Origin of the sequence: Aeromicrobium sp. JJY06, assembly GCF_044069275.1 — a bacterium.
Taxonomy (GTDB): Bacteria; Actinomycetota; Actinomycetes; order Propionibacteriales; family Nocardioidaceae; genus Aeromicrobium; species Aeromicrobium tamlense.
Genome location: NZ_JBIMRD010000002.1, coordinates 64,801 through 79,777, shown reverse-complemented (window position 1 = coordinate 79,777; position 14,977 = coordinate 64,801). Strand labels below are relative to the sequence as shown.

Sequence of the window (14,977 nt, the reverse complement as noted above, 5' to 3'; positions counted from 1 at the left end):
GGCTGATCCTCTCCGATCTCGGTGTCCGAACAGGGGCAGCCGGTGTCCGCGCCTTGGAGGAACGCGCGGACACCGGCCGCGTCAGGGGTGCGTCAGCGTGCGGCCTTCTCGGCTGCGGCTGAGGCGTCGTCCCAGCCCTGGGCGGGCGGGACCTCTCCGTTCTCGACACTGCGCAGGGCGTTCTCGACCGCGTCGCGGACGGGGACGTTCTTGGTGCCGAGGAAGACCGGCTCGAGCTGCTCGGCACCGGCCACGAACAGCTGGCCGATGGGCGCCTCGTTGAAGTACGCGTTGGTGGCGTCCTTCAGCTCGGGCTGGTCGTACAGGGCCGGCAGGGAGGGCAGGCGTCCCTCGGCCTCGAAGGCGAGCATCTGGCCCTCCTCGTCGCTGAGGTACTCGATCAGCTCGAGCGCCATCTCCTGGTGCTTGCTGGTCTGGGGCACCGCGAGCCACGAGCCGCCCCAGTTGCCCCCGCCGCCGGGCACCGTGGCGATGTCCCACTTGCCGGCGTTCTCCTCGCCCGACTGGTCCTTGATGTAGCCGGTCATCCAGGCGGGGCAGGCCACGGTGGCGAACGAGCCGTTCTTGAAGCCCGCGTTCCACTCGTCGCTGAACGCCTTGAGCTGCGCGGACAGGTCGGCCTCGGTGATCTCCACCGCGTAGTCCCACGCCGTCTTCACCGCGGGGTTGGTGTCGAACACCAGGTTCTCCTCGCGGTCGAAGTAGGTGTGGTCGCCCTGCTGCATGAGGATCGAGTTGTAGGTGTTCGTCGAGGAGTCGATGAACCCGACCTTGTCGTCGCCGATGCCGGACTGGAACTTCTTGCCCGTGGCGATGAAGTCGTCCCACGTGGGCCAGAGCTTGCCGACCTCCTCGCGGTCGGTGGGCAGTCCCGCCTTCTCGAACAGGTCACGGCGGTAGCACATGGCCAGGCCGCCGACGTCGGTCCCGTAGCCGATCGTGGTCTTGCCGTCGCCGGTCGTGGCCTTGTCCCACACCCACGGCAGCCAGCGGTCCTTGAGGTCGTTGCCGCCCTTCTCCTGCAGGTTCACGAACTTGTCGGTGGCCGCGAGGAAGGCGACCGTCTGGCCCTCCTCGATCGCGACCACGTCGCCCGCGTCGCCGCCGGCGGCGATCTGCTGCGTGAGCTTGGTGTTGTACTTGCCGAGATCTCCCTCGGCCGTCTCCACGATCTTGACGCCCGGGTGAGCCTCTTCGAACTTCTTGTACGCCTCGGTGTAGCCGAACTTGCCGAACAGGTTCACCCGCAAGGTGATGTCGTCCCCGTCCTCGCCCGAGTCGCTCCCGCCGCAGGCGGCCAGGCCACCCAGGGCGACGACAGCGGCAAGGGAGGCGGCGATCCGTCGTGTGCGATTCAACGTCGTGCCTTCCGTCAGTCCCCCACCCGTCATGGGAGCGCTCCCATGCAGTGTGGTCCGCGTCACACGCCGCTGTCAAGAGAATTTTGGGAGCGCTCCCAAACTCGCGACCACAGGGGCCGATGGGGCGACGAGGGGTCCCCCGAACGGGACGAGGCCCCGCACCTCTCGGTGCGGGGCCTCGTGGGATCGAGCGTGACGATCAGGCGTCGGTGGACTCCTGCGCCTCGGCAGGCTCGTCGGCCTTCTCCACGACCGGGACCAGCGACAGCTTGCCGCGATCGCCGACCTCGGCGATCTGGACCTGGATCTTGTCGCCGACCTTGACGACGTCGTCGACGTTGTTGACGCGCTGGCCGCCGTTGAGCTCACGCAGCTTGCTGATGTGCAGCAGGCCGTCCTTGCCCGGCAGCAGCGAGACGAACGCGCCGAAGTCGACCGTCTTGACGACCGTGCCGAGGTAGCGCTCGCCGACCTCGGGCATCGTCGGGTTGGCGATCGCGTTGATCGCGGCCTTCGCGGCCTCGGCCGCGTCGCCACCCTCGGCGCCGATGAAGACGGTGCCGTCGTCGTCGATCGAGATCTTCGCGCCGGTGTCGTCCTGGATCTGGTTGATCATCTTGCCCTTCGGGCCGATGACCTCGCCGATCTTGTCGACCGGGACCTTCACCGTGATGATCCGCGGAGCGTAGGGGCTCATCTCGTCGGGCTCGCTGATGGCCTCGGCCATGACGTCGAGGATCGTCTGCCGCGCGTCGTGCGCCTGCTGCAGGGCACCGGCCAGCACGTCGGCGGGGATGCCGTCGAGCTTGGTGTCCAGCTGCAGGGCGGTGACGAAGTCACGCGTGCCGGCGACCTTGAAGTCCATGTCGCCGTAGGCGTCCTCGGCTCCGAGGATGTCGGTCAGCGTGACGAACTGCTGCTCGCCGTCGACCTCACCGGAGATCAGGCCCATGGCGATGCCGGCGACCGGGGCGCGCAGCGGCACACCCGCGTTCAGCAGGCCCAGGGTGGACGCGCAGACCGAGCCCATCGAGGTGGAGCCGTTGGAGCTCAGCGCCTCGGAGACCTGACGGATCGCGTACGGGAACTCCTCGCGCGACGGCAGGACGGGCAGCAGGGCCCGGCCGGCGAGCGCGCCGTGGCCGATCTCGCGACGCTTGGGCGAGCCCACGCGTCCGGTCTCACCGGTGGAGAACGGCGGGAAGTTGTAGTTGTGCATGTAGCGACGCGTCGTCTCGGGCGAGAGCGTGTCGAGCTTCTGCTCCAGGTCGAGCATGTTCAGCGTCGTGATGCCCATGATCTGGGTCTCGCCACGCTGGAACAGCGCCGAGCCGTGCACGCGCGGGACCACGCCGACCTCGGCGGACAGGGCGCGGATGTCGGCCAGACCGCGGCCGTCGATGCGCACCTTGTCGCGCAGGACGCGCTCGCGCACGAGGGACTTGGTCAGCGAGCGCAGCGCGGCGCCGAGCTCCTTCTCGCGACCCTCGAAGCGCTCGCCGAGCTGCTCGACGACGTTTGCCTTGATCTCGGACTCGCGCTCCTCGCGGTCGGCCTTGCGGACGATCGTCAGGGCCTCGGTGAGGTCGGCGGTCGCGATCTCGCGGACGGCCTCGTACGCGTCGTCCTCGTAGTCGAGGAAGACCGGGAAGTCCTGGACCGGCTTGGCGGCCGCGGACGCGAGCTCGACCTGGGCCTCGCACAGCTGACGGATGGCCACCTTGGCGGCCTCGAGGCCACCGGCGACGATCGTCTCGGTGGGCGCCTGGACGCCCGACTGGACGAGCTCCCACGTGTTCTCGGTGGACTCGGCCTCGACCATCATGATCGCGACGTCGTCGCCCGCGATGCGGCCCGCGACGACCATGTCGAACACGGCCTCCTCGAGCTGGCTGTGCGTCGGGAACGCGACCCACTGGCCGTCGATCAGCGCGACGCGCGTGGCGCCGACGGGACCGGTGAACGGCAGGCCCGAGATCTGCGTGGACGCCGAGGCGGCGTTGATCGCCAGGACGTCGTAGGGGGTGTCGGGGTTGAGGGCCAGGACCGTGATGACGACCTGGACCTCGTTGCGCAGGCCCTTCTTGAAGGTCGGGCGCAGCGGACGGTCGATCAGGCGGCACGTGAGGATCGCGTCCTCGCTGGGGCGGCCCTCACGGCGGAAGAACGAGCCGGGGATGCGACCCGCGGCGTACATGCGCTCCTCGACGTCGATCGTCAGCGGGAAGAAGTCGAAGTGGTCCTTGGGGTGCTTGCCGGCCGTGGTGGCCGAGAGCAGCATCGTGTCGTCGTCGAGGAACGCCGAGACCGAGCCGGCGGCCTGCTGGGCCAGCAGACCCGTCTCGAGACGGATGGTGCGGGTACCGAATCGACCGTTGTCGATCACGGTCTCCACGGAGGTGATGTCGGACATGTGTGTCCCTTCTGCAGGGGTGCTCCCCTGCTCGTCGGGACGAGGACGGCTGCGCCGGAGCGGTCCGCATACAGGACCCGGGCCGGTGCCGGTCTTCGATCGAGGCCCGCGGCGCCCGAGGCTCCGAGGGCCACTACCGAGGACCGAGCAGTCGCCGGCCTCGTCGTGGGTTCTTCTTCAGTTGTGGTGCATGCGGAACGGGCGGCCATCCCCGTGGGGATGACCGCCCGCGTCCTCAGCGGCGCAGACCGAGACGCTCGATGAGCGAGCGGTAGCGCTCGATGTCGTTGTTCTGCAGGTAGTTCAGCAGGCGGCGACGCTGGCCGACCAGCAGGAGCAGGCCACGACGGCTGTGGTGGTCGTGCTTGTGCTCCTTGAGGTGCTCGGTCAGGTGCGAGATGCGGCCCGTGAGCAGCGCGATCTGGACCTCGGGGGATCCGGTGTCGCCCTCAGCGGTCGCGTACTCGGCGATGATGTCCTGCTTCGACATGTTTGCCACCGTGGGGGCAGCGGTCTTCTTCGACACGTTTCTCCTTGGAGTGTCCGTTGCACGGCGCGCCCGGGCCTGTTCACCGGGGCACTCTCTGTCCGTGGCCGTTCGACGGCAACCATCAGGGTACCAGCGCGGGCACGACGGGTGCCAATCGCCACACGGTCAGGAGCGCAGGGCCACGCGGGCGTCCGCGACGTCGCGGTGCATCTGCTCCACGAGCGCCTCGAGCGTCGTGTACGCCACCATCTCGCGCAGCCGCGCGACGAATTCCACGCGCACGCGCGAGCCGTAGAGGTCGAGGTCCTCGCGGTCGAGCACGTAGGTCTCCACGCGGCGTCCGCGGACCCCCTCGAAGGTGGGGTTGGTGCCGACCGAGGTGGCGCCGGGCAGGCGCGTGCCGTCGGGCAGCAGCAGTCGCGTGGCGTAGACGCCGTCCGGCGGGACCGCGTAGGTGTCGTCGACCGGCACGTTGGCCGTGGGGAACCCCAGCTCGCGACCGCGGCGGTCTCCCTCGACGACGACCCCTTCGACCTCGTGCGGGCGGCCCAGCAGCACCGTGGCCTGCTCGACGTCACCCGCGGCGACGGCGGCGCGCACGCGCGTGGACGAGAAGGCCTCGGCGTCGCCCGCCAGGGCGGACTCCTGCGCGGTGAAGCCGTGGGCGCGCCCGGACTCCGCGAGCGACTCGATCGAGCCGGAGGCCCGGCTGCCGTAGCGGAAGCCCTCCCCCACGACGACCGCCCGGGCGTGGCACTGGTCGAGCACGACGGCCCGCACGAACTCGTCGGGCGACCAGGCGGCCATCTCCCGTGAGAAGTCCAGGACGCGCACGTGGTCGGCGCCGTGCTCGTGCAGCAGCTCGATCCGGCGCTCCAGGGTGGTCAGCCGGGCCGGCGCGCGGTCGGGCGCGAAGATCGCGACCGGGTGCGGGTCGAACGTGATGGCGAGGGTGGCGACCTCGCCGGCGACCGCGCGCGTGGCGGCCAGCAGGGCCTGGTGTCCGCGGTGCACGCCGTCGAAGTTGCCGATCGTCACGGCCGTCGGCTCGGACACCGAGGTGTCGGGAGCTCCCTCGACCGCCTTCCAGATCGCCACGGCGTCACTTTGCCACATGGCGCCCCGGCGTTCTCAGGCAGCGAGCCTCAGCGCGGCGATCGAGTCGTCGGTGCACGTGTCCCAGAAGCCGCCCACCACGTCCTGCACCTGGCCGAAGGACGACGCCGCGAACAGCACCTCCTGGTAGTGCGTGATGTCGTAGTCGGTGGTGCCCATGTCGGCCAGGTCGAGCGGCCGGATCCTCATCTGGCGGAACTCCTCGATCTCGCCGGGGCTCGACAGGATGCCCGCGCCGTACGCCTTCAGCCCGTCGGTCTCGTGCACGACGCCGAACTCGAGCGTGAACCAGAAGACCTTGCTGACGAACTCGAGCGCCTCGTCGGACTCCACCCGTCGAGCGGCGGCGCCGGCGGCCTCGTAGAGGTCGGTGAAGCGGCGGTCGGCGAGCGTGTTGCCGTGGCCCACGACCTCGTGCAGCACGTCGGGCTCGGGCGTGTAGAGCGGGACCGAGTGGTGCCGCACGTACTGCGTCGCCCAGAACCTCTTGTCGGCCAGCGCGCCGTAGAAGTCGCGCAGCGGCACCAGGCCGGCCGCGGGCTGGTACGCGAAGCCGGTCAGCGGCGCGAGGGCCTCCGACAGCTCGTGCAGCTGCGGCACGTGGTCCTCGGGCAGGCCGAACGCCTCCTTGCCGTCGAGGTACTCACGGCACGCGTAGGTGCGGTGCTTCGCGTGCAGGTCCGCGCAGACCACGCGCCACACCTCGTGCTCCTCGTCGGTGTAGTCGATGAGCGGCGCCGGATCGCCGGGCTGCCACTGCGCGGCGGCGGTGGCGATGCGGTCGCGCCGCTCCCGGTAGACCGGGTCGTCGAGGCCGGGGTGGCCCTCCCCCAGCTCCACGGACACGCTGCCGTCGCCCTTCTTGACGACGGGTGCGAAGTACTGCCCTTCCTCGAACATCTCGCTCCTCCCTGTGGCCGTCAGGCCACGATCCCCTCGACCTCGCCCAGCTGCAGGGTTCGGCCGTCGTGTGTGCGGGCCACCGCAGCGATGACGACGCGGTCGCCGTCGCGCAGGAAGCCGCGCTCGGAGCCGTCGTCGAGCCGCAGCGGCTCGGTCCCGTTCCAGGTCAGCTCGAGCAGCGAGCCCACCTGGTCGCGCTCGGGTCCGCTCACCGTCCCCGAGGCGAACAGGTCGCCCGGGCGCAGCGACGCGCCGTTCACGGTCAGGTGCGCCAGCATCTGCGCCGGCGTCCAGCCCATCGTCCGGAACGGTGGTCGCGCCACGACCGTCCCGTTGACGGCGACCTCGAGCTCGAGGTCCAGTCCGTGTCCCGCCGGCAGCAGGTAGTCCTGAAGGTCCGCCTCGGGTCGTGGTGGATCGATCCGCGCGTCCGCGAGCGCCTCCCAGGGCACGATCCACGGAGAGACCGACGTCGCGAACGACTTGCCCAGGAACGGGCCGAGCGGCACGTACTCCCACGCCTGGATGTCGCGCGCCGACCAGTCGTTGACGAGGCAGACGCCGAACAGGTGGTCCTCGGCGCGGCCGATCGGCACCGACTCGCCCAGGGCCGTGCCGGTGCCGACGACGAAGCCGACCTCGGCCTCGATGTCGAGCCTCGCGCTCGGCCCGAACGAGATCGTGCCGTCAGCGGACCGCACCTGGCCCGAGGGCCTCCGGACGGGCGTGCCCGAGACGACGACCGTGCCCGCGCGGCCGTGGTAGCCGATCGGCAGGTGGTTCCAGTTCGGCGTCAGCGGCTCGCCGTCGGGACGGAAGATCCGGCCGACGTTCGTCGCGTGGTGGCGCGAGGCGTAGAAGTCCACGTAGTCGGCCACGGTGAAGGGCAGGCGGAGCTCGACGCCCGACGCGTCGCGCACCTCCGGGGAGCCCGAGACGTGCTCGAGGAGGGCGGTCCGGACGACCGACCACGTCTCGCGGTCGGTCGCCAGCAGCGCATCGAGGGTGCCGTCGGCGAACAGGGGGGCCAGGTCCGGCAGCAGCGCCGGGGCGAGCCCGGTCAGGTCCAGCACGCCCTCGCCGACGCCCACGCCCACCCGCGGTCCGTCGAGATCGTCGGCGGTGAAGCTGCAGTACGGCAGCGTCGTCGTCCCGAAGTCCGTCATCGCAGCAGGCCCAGCGCGCGCAGGTGGCCCAGCGGCTCGTCGATGCTGCACGTGCCCACCGAGCGGAACAGCCGGCGCGCCTCGCCCAGGGACTCGAGGTCGAGGTCGTCCGCCGCCGCCGTGAGCACCGGGACGGGGTCCTGGCCGTGGTGCGCCGCGACGACCGCCGCCATGACGTTGACGAAGCCGTGGGCGCCGTCGTGCGCGATCGCCGCGTGCAGGCCGGCCGTCAGCTTGAACGGCCGGCCGTGCTCGACGCAGTGGACGATCGCGGTCCCGAGCTCCTCCGGGGTCGGCACGTACGCGCCCCCGCAGCGCAGCTTCAGCACCGCCCCCGGAGGAACACGGAACCCCGCTCCCCAGGGCATCTCGACCGCGATCTGGTGCACCGGCAGGTCGGGCAGGAGGTGGATCGGTCCGCGCACCTCGGCCGCGACCGGCTCGACGGGCGTGCCCATCAGCGCGCGGAGCGCCGGTGCGAGCTCCTCCGCGGTGCCCACCACCGAGACGCGCACCGGACGGACCGCCGCGTCGAGGAGCGCGGGCAGGCGTGGGACGTCGCACACGAGCGGTCCCACGTGCACGCCGTCCCCGGCTCCGGCGCGCGCCAGGTGGTCCTTGACCGCGACGTCCACGGGCGCGTCGCCCGGCGGGAAGATCGCGGCGTCGTCGAAGAACGCGTCGAACGCCGCCGTCACGAGCGCCCCCACGACAGGTGGTAGACGCCGTCGTCCACCGCGCGGCCGCCCTCGCCCAGTTCGAGCGGTCGGAACGTGTCGACCATGACGGCCAGCTCGTCGAAGGATTCGGCACCCAGGCTCGCCTCGATCGCCGAGGGCTGCGGGCCGTGCGAGTGCCCGCCCGGGTGCACCGAGATCGAGCCCTTGCCGATGCCCGAGCCCTTGCGCGCCTCGTAGTCGCCGTCGACGTAGAACATGATCTCGTCGGAGTCGACGTTCGAGTGGTAGTACGGCACCGGGATCGCCAGCGGGTGGTAGTCGACCTTGCGCGGCACGAAGTTGCAGATGACGAAGTTGTTCCCCTCGAACACCTGGTGCACCGGCGGCGGCTGGTGGACACGGCCGGTGATCGGCTCGAAGTCGGCGACGTTGAACGCGTAGGGGTACAGGCAGCCGTCCCACCCGACGACGTCGAACGGGTGCCGGGGCACGACGTGCACCGACCCCGAGAGCCCGCCCGGGCCCGAGCCACGGTGCTTCACGTAGACCTCGACGTCGGTCTCGTCGCGCACCTCCGGCTGGCCGGGTCCACGCAGGTCGCGCTCGCAGTAGGGCGCGTGCTCCAGCAGCTGGCCGTAGCGCGAGAGGTAGCGCTTCGGCGGACCGATGTGGCTGTTCGCCTCGATGCAGTAGGCGCGGACGGGGCCGTCGGGCACCCAGCGGTGCGTCGTCGCGCGCGGCACCAGCAGGTAGTCGCCCGGCCCGAACGCGAGGTGCCCGAACACGGTCTCGAGCACGCCGCTGCCGGCCTCGACGAAGACGCACTCGTCCCCCGTGGCGTTGCGGTAGAGCGGTGAGGCCTCGGCGCCCACGGCGTACGAGATCCGCACGTCGCCGTTGCCCAGCACGAGCCGCCGGCCGCGCACGAGGTCGCGCTCGGCGTCGGTGAACAGGTCGTGCAGCTTGAGGTGCCGCGGGAGCAGGGGTTCGTTCGGCGTCGTCGCCTGGTCGGGCAGCTGCCACGTGCGCGCCTCGACGATCGCCGAGGGCACGCCCACGTGGTAGAGCAGGGAGGAGTCCGAGCTGAAGCCCTCCTCCCCCATCAGCTCCTCGCGGTAGAGCGAGCCGTCGGGCGCCCGGTGCTGGGTGTGGCGCTTCGGCGGGACCAGCCCCGCGCTGCGGTAGTGGGCCATGTCCGACCGTCCTAGAAGTTCCCTCGCCGGGCCTGCTCGCGCTCGATCGCCTCGAACAGCGCCTGGAAGTTGCCCTTGCCGAAGCCCAGCGACCCGTGGCGCTCGATGAGCTCGAAGAAGACCGTGGGCCGGTCGCCGACGGGCTTGGTGAAGATCTGCAGCAGGTAGCCGTCCTCGTCGCGGTCGACGAGGATGCCGCGACGCTGCAGCTCCTCGATGGGCACGCGGACCTCGCCGATCCGCTCCCGCAGCGCGGGGTCGGTGTAGTACGAGTCGGGCGTGTCGAGGAACTGGACGCCGGCGTCACGCAGCCAGTCGACCGTCGCGAGGATGTCGTTCGTGGCCAGCGCCAGGTGCTGGGCGCCCGGGCCGCCGTAGAACTCCAGGTACTCGTCGATCTGCGACTTCTTCTTGCCCATCGCGGGCTCGTTGAGCGGGAACTTCACGCGGTGGTTGCCGCTGGCGACCACCTTGCTCATCAGGGCGCTGTACTCCGTGGCGATGTCGTCGCCGACGAACTCGGCCATGTTGGTGAAGCCCATGACCCGGTTGTAGAAGTCGACCCACTCGTCCATGTGGCCCAGCTCGACGTTGCCGACGACGTGGTCGAGCGCCTGGAAGATGCGCTTCGGCGCGCCCTCGGGACGCTTCATCGTGGACGTCCGCTCGACGTAGCCGGGCAGGTAGGGGCCCGAGTAGCGGCTGCGGTCGACCAGCGAGTGGCGAGTCTCGCCATAGGCGGCGATCGCAGCCATCCGCACGGTGCCGTGCTCGTCGCTGACGTCGTGGGGCTCCTCGAGGATCGTCGCGCCCTGCCGCCGCGCCTGCTCGACGCACGTGTCCACGTCGGGCACCTCGAGGGCGATGTCGACGATGCCGTCGCCGTGTCGGCGGTGGTGGTCCAGCACCGGACTCTCGGGGTCGACGCCACCCTTCAGGACGAAGCGGACCGCGCCGCTGGCCAGCACGAAGGCGTGGTGGTCGCGGTTGCCGGTCTCGGGGCCGGAGTAGGCCACGAGGTCCATCCGGTAGGCCGACATGAAGAAGTGCGCCGACTGCGTCGCGTTGCCGACGTTCCACACGATCGCGTCCCAGCCGGTCACCGGGAAGGGATCGGTCGAGGGGTCGTGCTCGACGAGTCCGACGAGCTGCTGGAGCTGCTCGAGGTCGAGGTGGGCGAGGCGTTCGGCATCCGTGAGGTCGAGGCTCATGTGACTCAGGACACACCCACGGTGCCGAGTGGGCAACCGGCTCACGTGGAGGTGGTCATACCTGTCATTCCGCGCAGAAAGGACGGTCGTGAACTGGTCAGATTGCTAGGCTCAGGTCATGTTGGACCGATTGGACGTCGCCCTGATCGACGCGATGCACACCCACCCCCGTGTCGGCGACCTCGAGCTGTCGCGCCTCCTCGGCGTCGCCCGAGCGACCGTGCAGTCCCGGCTGCGCAAGATGGAGGAGGCCGGCGTCATCACCGGCTACGCCCCCGACATCGACCTCGCCGCCGCCGGCCACCCCGTGCAGGCCTTCGTGACCCTGCAGATCGTGCAGGGCTCGATCGCCGACGTCACCGAGGAGCTCGAGTCGCTGCCCAACGTGCTGGAGGCGTTCATCACCAGCGGCGACGCCGACATCGTCTGCAAGATCGCCGCCACCTCGCACGAGGACCTCAAGGACACGCTGCTGCACATCAGCGGCTCGGGCTCCGTGGCCCGCACCAGCAGCGTGATCGTGCTGTCCGAGCTGGTGCCCGCCCGCGTGCTGCCGATGCTGCGCAAGGGTGCCGTCGATCCGCCGCCGCGCGCGCCGGCGTTCCGGTGAGCGGGCACGGACTCTCATCGAGACCTCATTCGCATCGGCGCCGGAACCGCGAGAATGGGAGCATGTCCCCCCGCTCCCTGCTCGTCGCCGGCCTGCTCGGCGCCGTCGTCCTCGTACTCGGGGGCGTGCTCGTCGGCCGGCTGAGCCCGGCGCAGGGATCCGACGGCACGGTCGAGCCGGTCGTCATCGACCCCTCCGCCGTGAGCGAGACCGTCGACCCGACGCCCACGCCCAGCCCGACCCCCAGCCCCACGCCGACCACCGCGACGCCGACGCAGCCCGAGCCCAGCCAGGTGAAGCCCTCGCCGCGCCGGGTGGACGACGACGATGATGATGACGACGATGACCTCGACGACCGTGACGACCCCGATGACGACGACTGAGTCGCGCCGGCGGAGCCGGGCGTGGTGAGGCCGGGCCGGCCCTCGTTCTCCGTCCGCAGTCGCCTGATCGCCGCGATCGGGCTGCTCGTCGGAGCCGCGCTGCTGGCCGCCGGCGTCTCGATGTGGGTCGTGGAGTCGCGCCGGATCGACCAGAGCATCGACGCCGCCATCAGCCAGGAGTTCGCCGAGTTCCGCACGGCGTTCGCCACCGAGCCGACCGTCGGGGCCGACGCGCGGCTGTCGGAGTTCCTGGCACGCACGCTGCCCGACGACGGCGAGATCGTCTGGATGTTCCCCACGACGGGTGGCCCGTCGTACATCGGCGACGCCGACCGCAACCTGCTCGACTCGCCCCGGTTCTCCGCGCTCGTCGAGGACCTGCGCGCGACGGGCGGCCTGCGCGACTTCACCGCGGGTGGCGAGCGCTACCGGGTGGGTGTGCTGCCGGTGCAGCAGGGTGATGCCGCCGCGGCGCTCGTCGTGACCCGCGACCGGACCGAGGCCACGGAGCAGCTCAACGACCTGCTCATCACGTACGCGCTCGTCGGCCTGCTCGCGCTCGTGGTGGTGCTGGCCGCGTCGTCCTGGCTCGCCGGACGCCTGCTGCAGCCCCTCAGCCGGCTGCGCGACACGGCCCGCGACATCAGCGCGGGCTCCCTGGACGAACGGCTCGAGGTCACCGGACACGACGACCTCACGGACCTCCAGGTCACCTTCAACGACATGCTCGACCGGCTGGAGGCCGCCTTCTCCACCCAGCGGCAGATGCTCGACGACGCCGGCCACGAGCTGCGCACGCCACTGACCGTCCTGCGCGGCCACATCGAGCTCATGGACCCGGACGACCCGGCCGAGGTCGACGAGACGAAGGCGCTGCTGCTCGACGAGATCGACCGCATGTCGCGCCTCGTGGACGAGCTGCTCGTGCTGGCCAAGGCACGACGTCCCGACTTCATCCGGCTCGAGCCGGTCGACCTCCAGACCTTGGGCGAGGGCGTCGCCGCCCGCTCACGAGCGCTCGCCGACCGGGACTGGCGCACCGACCTGTCCGCGGTGGGCGAGGCCATGCTCGACGGCCAGCGCATCACGCAGGCGCTGCTCCAGTTCGCCGACAACGCCGTGCGGCACACGCAGGACGGCGACACGATCACGATCGGCTCCGGCGCGACCTCGAGCTCGGTCGAGCTCTGGGTGGCCGACACGGGCCCCGGCGTGCCGACCGAGCTGCGCGACGAGATCTTCGACCGCTTCACCACCACCGGCTCGCACGACGGCTTCGGCCTCGGCCTGTCGATCGTGAGCGCGATCGCCGAGGCGCACGGCGGCACGGTGGTCCTCGACGATCCGCCCACCGGCTCGGGGGCCGTGTTCCGGCTGCGCCTGCCGAGGGTGCAGGATCGGTGACATGAGCCGGATCCTGGTGGTCGAGGACGAGGAGCGCATCGCCTCCTTCGTCGCCAAGGGCCTGCGCTCCGAGGGCTTCACGCCCACCGTCGTCGCCGACGGGATCACGGGGCTCGACTACGCGCTCAGCGGCGAGTTCGACCTCATCGTGCTCGACATCGGCCTGCCCGGCATGGACGGCTACACGGTCCTGCGGCGGCTGCGCGAGGAGCGCTCGACGCTCCCGGTCATCGTCCTCACGGCGCGCGACTCCGTCACCGACACGGTCGCGGCGCTCGAAGGCGGCGCGGCCGACTACATGAGCAAGCCGTTCCGCTTCGCCGAGCTGGTCGCGCGGGTGCGCCTGCGGCTGCGCACCACCACAGAGACGGTCGTGAGCGAGGACCTGTCGGCCGGAGACGTGCGACTCGACGTCCGCAGCCGACGCGCGTTCGTCGGCGACCGCGAGGTCGATCTGTCGGCCCGCGAGTTCGCCCTCGCCGAGGTGCTGCTGCGCCACCGCGGCCAGGCCCTGTCGCGCGAGCAGCTGCTCTCGCACGTGTGGGGGTACGACTTCGACCCGGGCTCGAACATCGTCGACGTCTACGTCGGGTACCTGCGCAAGAAGCTCGGCCCGGAGCTCGTCACCACGGTGCGTGGCGTCGGCTACCGGGCCGGCTGAGCGCGCTCAGCGACGCAGGCTGAAGCCCGCGAGACGCGCCGAGGGCAGCGCCGCGAGCAGGGGCTCGATCCGCTCCACGAGATCGACCGTCGTGGGCCGGTCGGCGGGGTCGAACGCGAGGCACTCCATCACGAGATCGCGCACCGGCGCCGGGACGAACTCCGGCATCGGCGCGGGCGGGGTGCTCAGCTGGGGCCAGCGGTCGTCGCCGCCGAAGCGCCAGGCGCGGTGGCCGACCGCCGCGCGGTACAGCGTCGCGCCGATCGACCAGACGTCGGCAGCCGGACCGATCGGCCCGTGCGTGACCGGGTCGCACTGCTCGGGCGGCATGTACTCGTCGCTGCCGACCGGGTAGTCCAGCGCGGCGGCGGTGTCGAGGTCCAGCGTGAGGCTCAGGTCGATGAGCTTCGCCGGCGCGCCCATGATGACGTTGCTGGGCTTCACGTCGAGGTGCAGCAGGCCACGGGCGTGCAGGTAGTGCACTCCCCCGGCGAGCTCGAGCGCGAGCGGCAGCAGCTGGTGCAGCTGCACGGGACCGTCGCGGAAGATGAGGGCCGACAGCGTGGGGCCGTCGAGATGCTCCTGGACGAGGTACGGGCGCTCGGCGCCGTCGTCGAAGTCGTAGAGCCGCACGATCGACGGGTGCGCCAGCTGCGACAGCACCTCGATCTCGCGCAGGGTGCTCGCCACCGCGTCGGCGTCGCGGACCAGCTCGGGCCGCAGGATCTTCACGACGACGGGCGCCAGGCGCGACTCGTCGTACGCGAGCCACACCTCGTGGTGGACGCCGCCGCCGAGCTCGGAGAGCCCGACGAGCCCCGGCGGCAGGTCTGCCGCCGGGGTGCCGGACGCTGCGGGGGTGGGCATCAGTTGGTGCCGCGCGTGTTGGCGGACTGCTTCGACGCGACGGTCTGCTTGCTCGGCGCCGTCTGCTTCGACGGGGCGCTCGGGCGCGACTGCTTCGTCTGCACTGTCTGGCGCGACGGGGCGCTCGGGCGGGTCTGCACCGTCTGACGCGACTGCACCGTGTGGGCCGTCGGGTCGTCGGCCCCGGCGGTCGCCGAGGTCGTCTGCGCCGACACCGTCGTCTTCAGCGTGTTCTGCGTCGGGTCGGCGGTGGGGTCGGTCGTCGGATCGGGATCCGGCGTGGGCTCGTCGTCCACCGTGGTCACCACGCTGCTGGTGGCGTCCTCGCGCTTGGCCGGGTCGGTCTGCCCGCCCACGGCCGCCTGCGCCACGACGACGCCTCCGGTCGTCAGGGCGATCGTTCCGGCCAGGGTCGCGATGCCGGTGCGCACTAGGTTGTTCATGCATCCTCCTCGAGTGTCGTTGCCTCCACTCTCGGGCCCGGCCGTGAAGCCTCCG

General features: G+C 71.1%; 15 protein-coding genes. 4 read left to right on the top strand and 11 right to left on the bottom strand.

The window, feature by feature from the left end; genetic code table 11:
- Positions 1 to 92: 92 nt before the first annotated feature.
- The 9 genes from ACGWYL_RS11885 to hppD all read right to left on the bottom strand — a co-directional run bounded on the left by ACGWYL_RS11885 (position 93) and on the right by hppD (position 10,554).
- A complete protein-coding gene (locus tag ACGWYL_RS11885) occupies positions 93 to 1,379 on the bottom strand; it encodes an ABC transporter substrate-binding protein (protein WP_218845803.1) in 1,287 nt (428 codons plus the stop codon).
- A gap of 202 nt (positions 1,380 to 1,581) precedes the next feature.
- A complete protein-coding gene (locus ACGWYL_RS11880) occupies positions 1,582 to 3,795 on the bottom strand; it encodes a polyribonucleotide nucleotidyltransferase (RefSeq protein ID WP_395487280.1) in 2,214 nt (737 codons plus the stop codon).
- Between the two features lie 235 nt (positions 3,796 to 4,030).
- Entirely contained in the window at positions 4,031 to 4,285 is a 255-nt protein-coding gene (rpsO, locus tag ACGWYL_RS11875) for a 30S ribosomal protein S15 (RefSeq protein WP_179425074.1), read from the bottom strand.
- A 165-nt stretch (positions 4,286 to 4,450) separates the two neighbouring features.
- The gene (locus tag ACGWYL_RS11870) at positions 4,451 to 5,383 is read right to left on the bottom strand and encodes a bifunctional riboflavin kinase/FAD synthetase (protein WP_317628311.1); all 933 of its coding nucleotides are present in this window, start codon (positions 5,381 to 5,383) and stop codon (positions 4,451 to 4,453) included.
- A gap of 33 nt (positions 5,384 to 5,416) precedes the next feature.
- A complete protein-coding gene (locus ACGWYL_RS11865; protein ID WP_395487279.1) occupies positions 5,417 to 6,301 on the bottom strand; it encodes a phenylalanine 4-monooxygenase in 885 nt (294 codons plus the stop codon).
- A gap of 20 nt (positions 6,302 to 6,321) precedes the next feature.
- Entirely contained in the window at positions 6,322 to 7,470 is a 1,149-nt protein-coding gene (fahA, locus tag ACGWYL_RS11860) for a fumarylacetoacetase (RefSeq protein WP_269306492.1), read from the bottom strand.
- Positions 7,467 to 8,180, bottom strand: coding sequence for a hypothetical protein (locus ACGWYL_RS11855; protein ID WP_269306490.1), 714 nt, complete (start codon positions 8,178 to 8,180; stop codon positions 7,467 to 7,469). Before ACGWYL_RS11855 ends, fahA begins: the two co-directional genes overlap by 4 nt.
- Positions 8,165 to 9,343, bottom strand: a complete 1,179-nt coding sequence (locus tag ACGWYL_RS11850) for a homogentisate 1,2-dioxygenase (protein ID WP_179425084.1) — start codon at positions 9,341 to 9,343, stop codon at positions 8,165 to 8,167. The genes ACGWYL_RS11855 and ACGWYL_RS11850 overlap by 16 nt, the downstream gene beginning before the upstream one ends.
- A gap of 11 nt (positions 9,344 to 9,354) precedes the next feature.
- Positions 9,355 to 10,554, bottom strand: a complete 1,200-nt coding sequence (gene hppD, locus ACGWYL_RS11845) for a 4-hydroxyphenylpyruvate dioxygenase (RefSeq protein ID WP_269306488.1) — start codon at positions 10,552 to 10,554, stop codon at positions 9,355 to 9,357.
- A 118-nt stretch (positions 10,555 to 10,672) separates the two neighbouring features.
- Here hppD and ACGWYL_RS11840 point away from each other — a divergent pair, with 118 nt between their 5' ends.
- The 4 genes from ACGWYL_RS11840 to ACGWYL_RS11825 all read left to right on the top strand — a co-directional run bounded on the left by ACGWYL_RS11840 (position 10,673) and on the right by ACGWYL_RS11825 (position 13,612).
- Entirely contained in the window at positions 10,673 to 11,164 is a 492-nt protein-coding gene (locus ACGWYL_RS11840) for an Lrp/AsnC family transcriptional regulator (RefSeq protein ID WP_179425088.1), read from the top strand.
- A gap of 62 nt (positions 11,165 to 11,226) precedes the next feature.
- The gene (locus ACGWYL_RS11835) at positions 11,227 to 11,547 is read left to right on the top strand and encodes a hypothetical protein (protein WP_269306485.1); all 321 of its coding nucleotides are present in this window, start codon (positions 11,227 to 11,229) and stop codon (positions 11,545 to 11,547) included.
- Between the two features lie 21 nt (positions 11,548 to 11,568).
- The gene (locus tag ACGWYL_RS11830; RefSeq protein WP_395487278.1) at positions 11,569 to 12,951 is read left to right on the top strand and encodes a sensor histidine kinase; all 1,383 of its coding nucleotides are present in this window, start codon (positions 11,569 to 11,571) and stop codon (positions 12,949 to 12,951) included.
- A gap of 1 nt (position 12,952) precedes the next feature.
- Positions 12,953 to 13,612, top strand: coding sequence for a response regulator transcription factor (locus ACGWYL_RS11825; RefSeq protein ID WP_179425094.1), 660 nt, complete (start codon positions 12,953 to 12,955; stop codon positions 13,610 to 13,612).
- Positions 13,613 to 13,618: 6 nt separating this feature from the next.
- On the opposite strand, the gene ACGWYL_RS11820 is transcribed toward ACGWYL_RS11825, so the two are convergent.
- Together ACGWYL_RS11820 and ACGWYL_RS11815 are read right to left on the bottom strand one after the other, a co-directional pair.
- Complete coding sequence (locus ACGWYL_RS11820; protein WP_395487277.1) at positions 13,619 to 14,479, bottom strand: serine/threonine-protein kinase; 861 nt, start codon at positions 14,477 to 14,479, stop codon at positions 13,619 to 13,621.
- Positions 14,479 to 14,922, bottom strand: a complete 444-nt coding sequence (locus ACGWYL_RS11815; protein WP_395487276.1) for a hypothetical protein — start codon at positions 14,920 to 14,922, stop codon at positions 14,479 to 14,481. The genes ACGWYL_RS11820 and ACGWYL_RS11815 overlap by 1 nt, the downstream gene beginning before the upstream one ends.
- Positions 14,923 to 14,977: the final 55 nt, after the last annotated feature.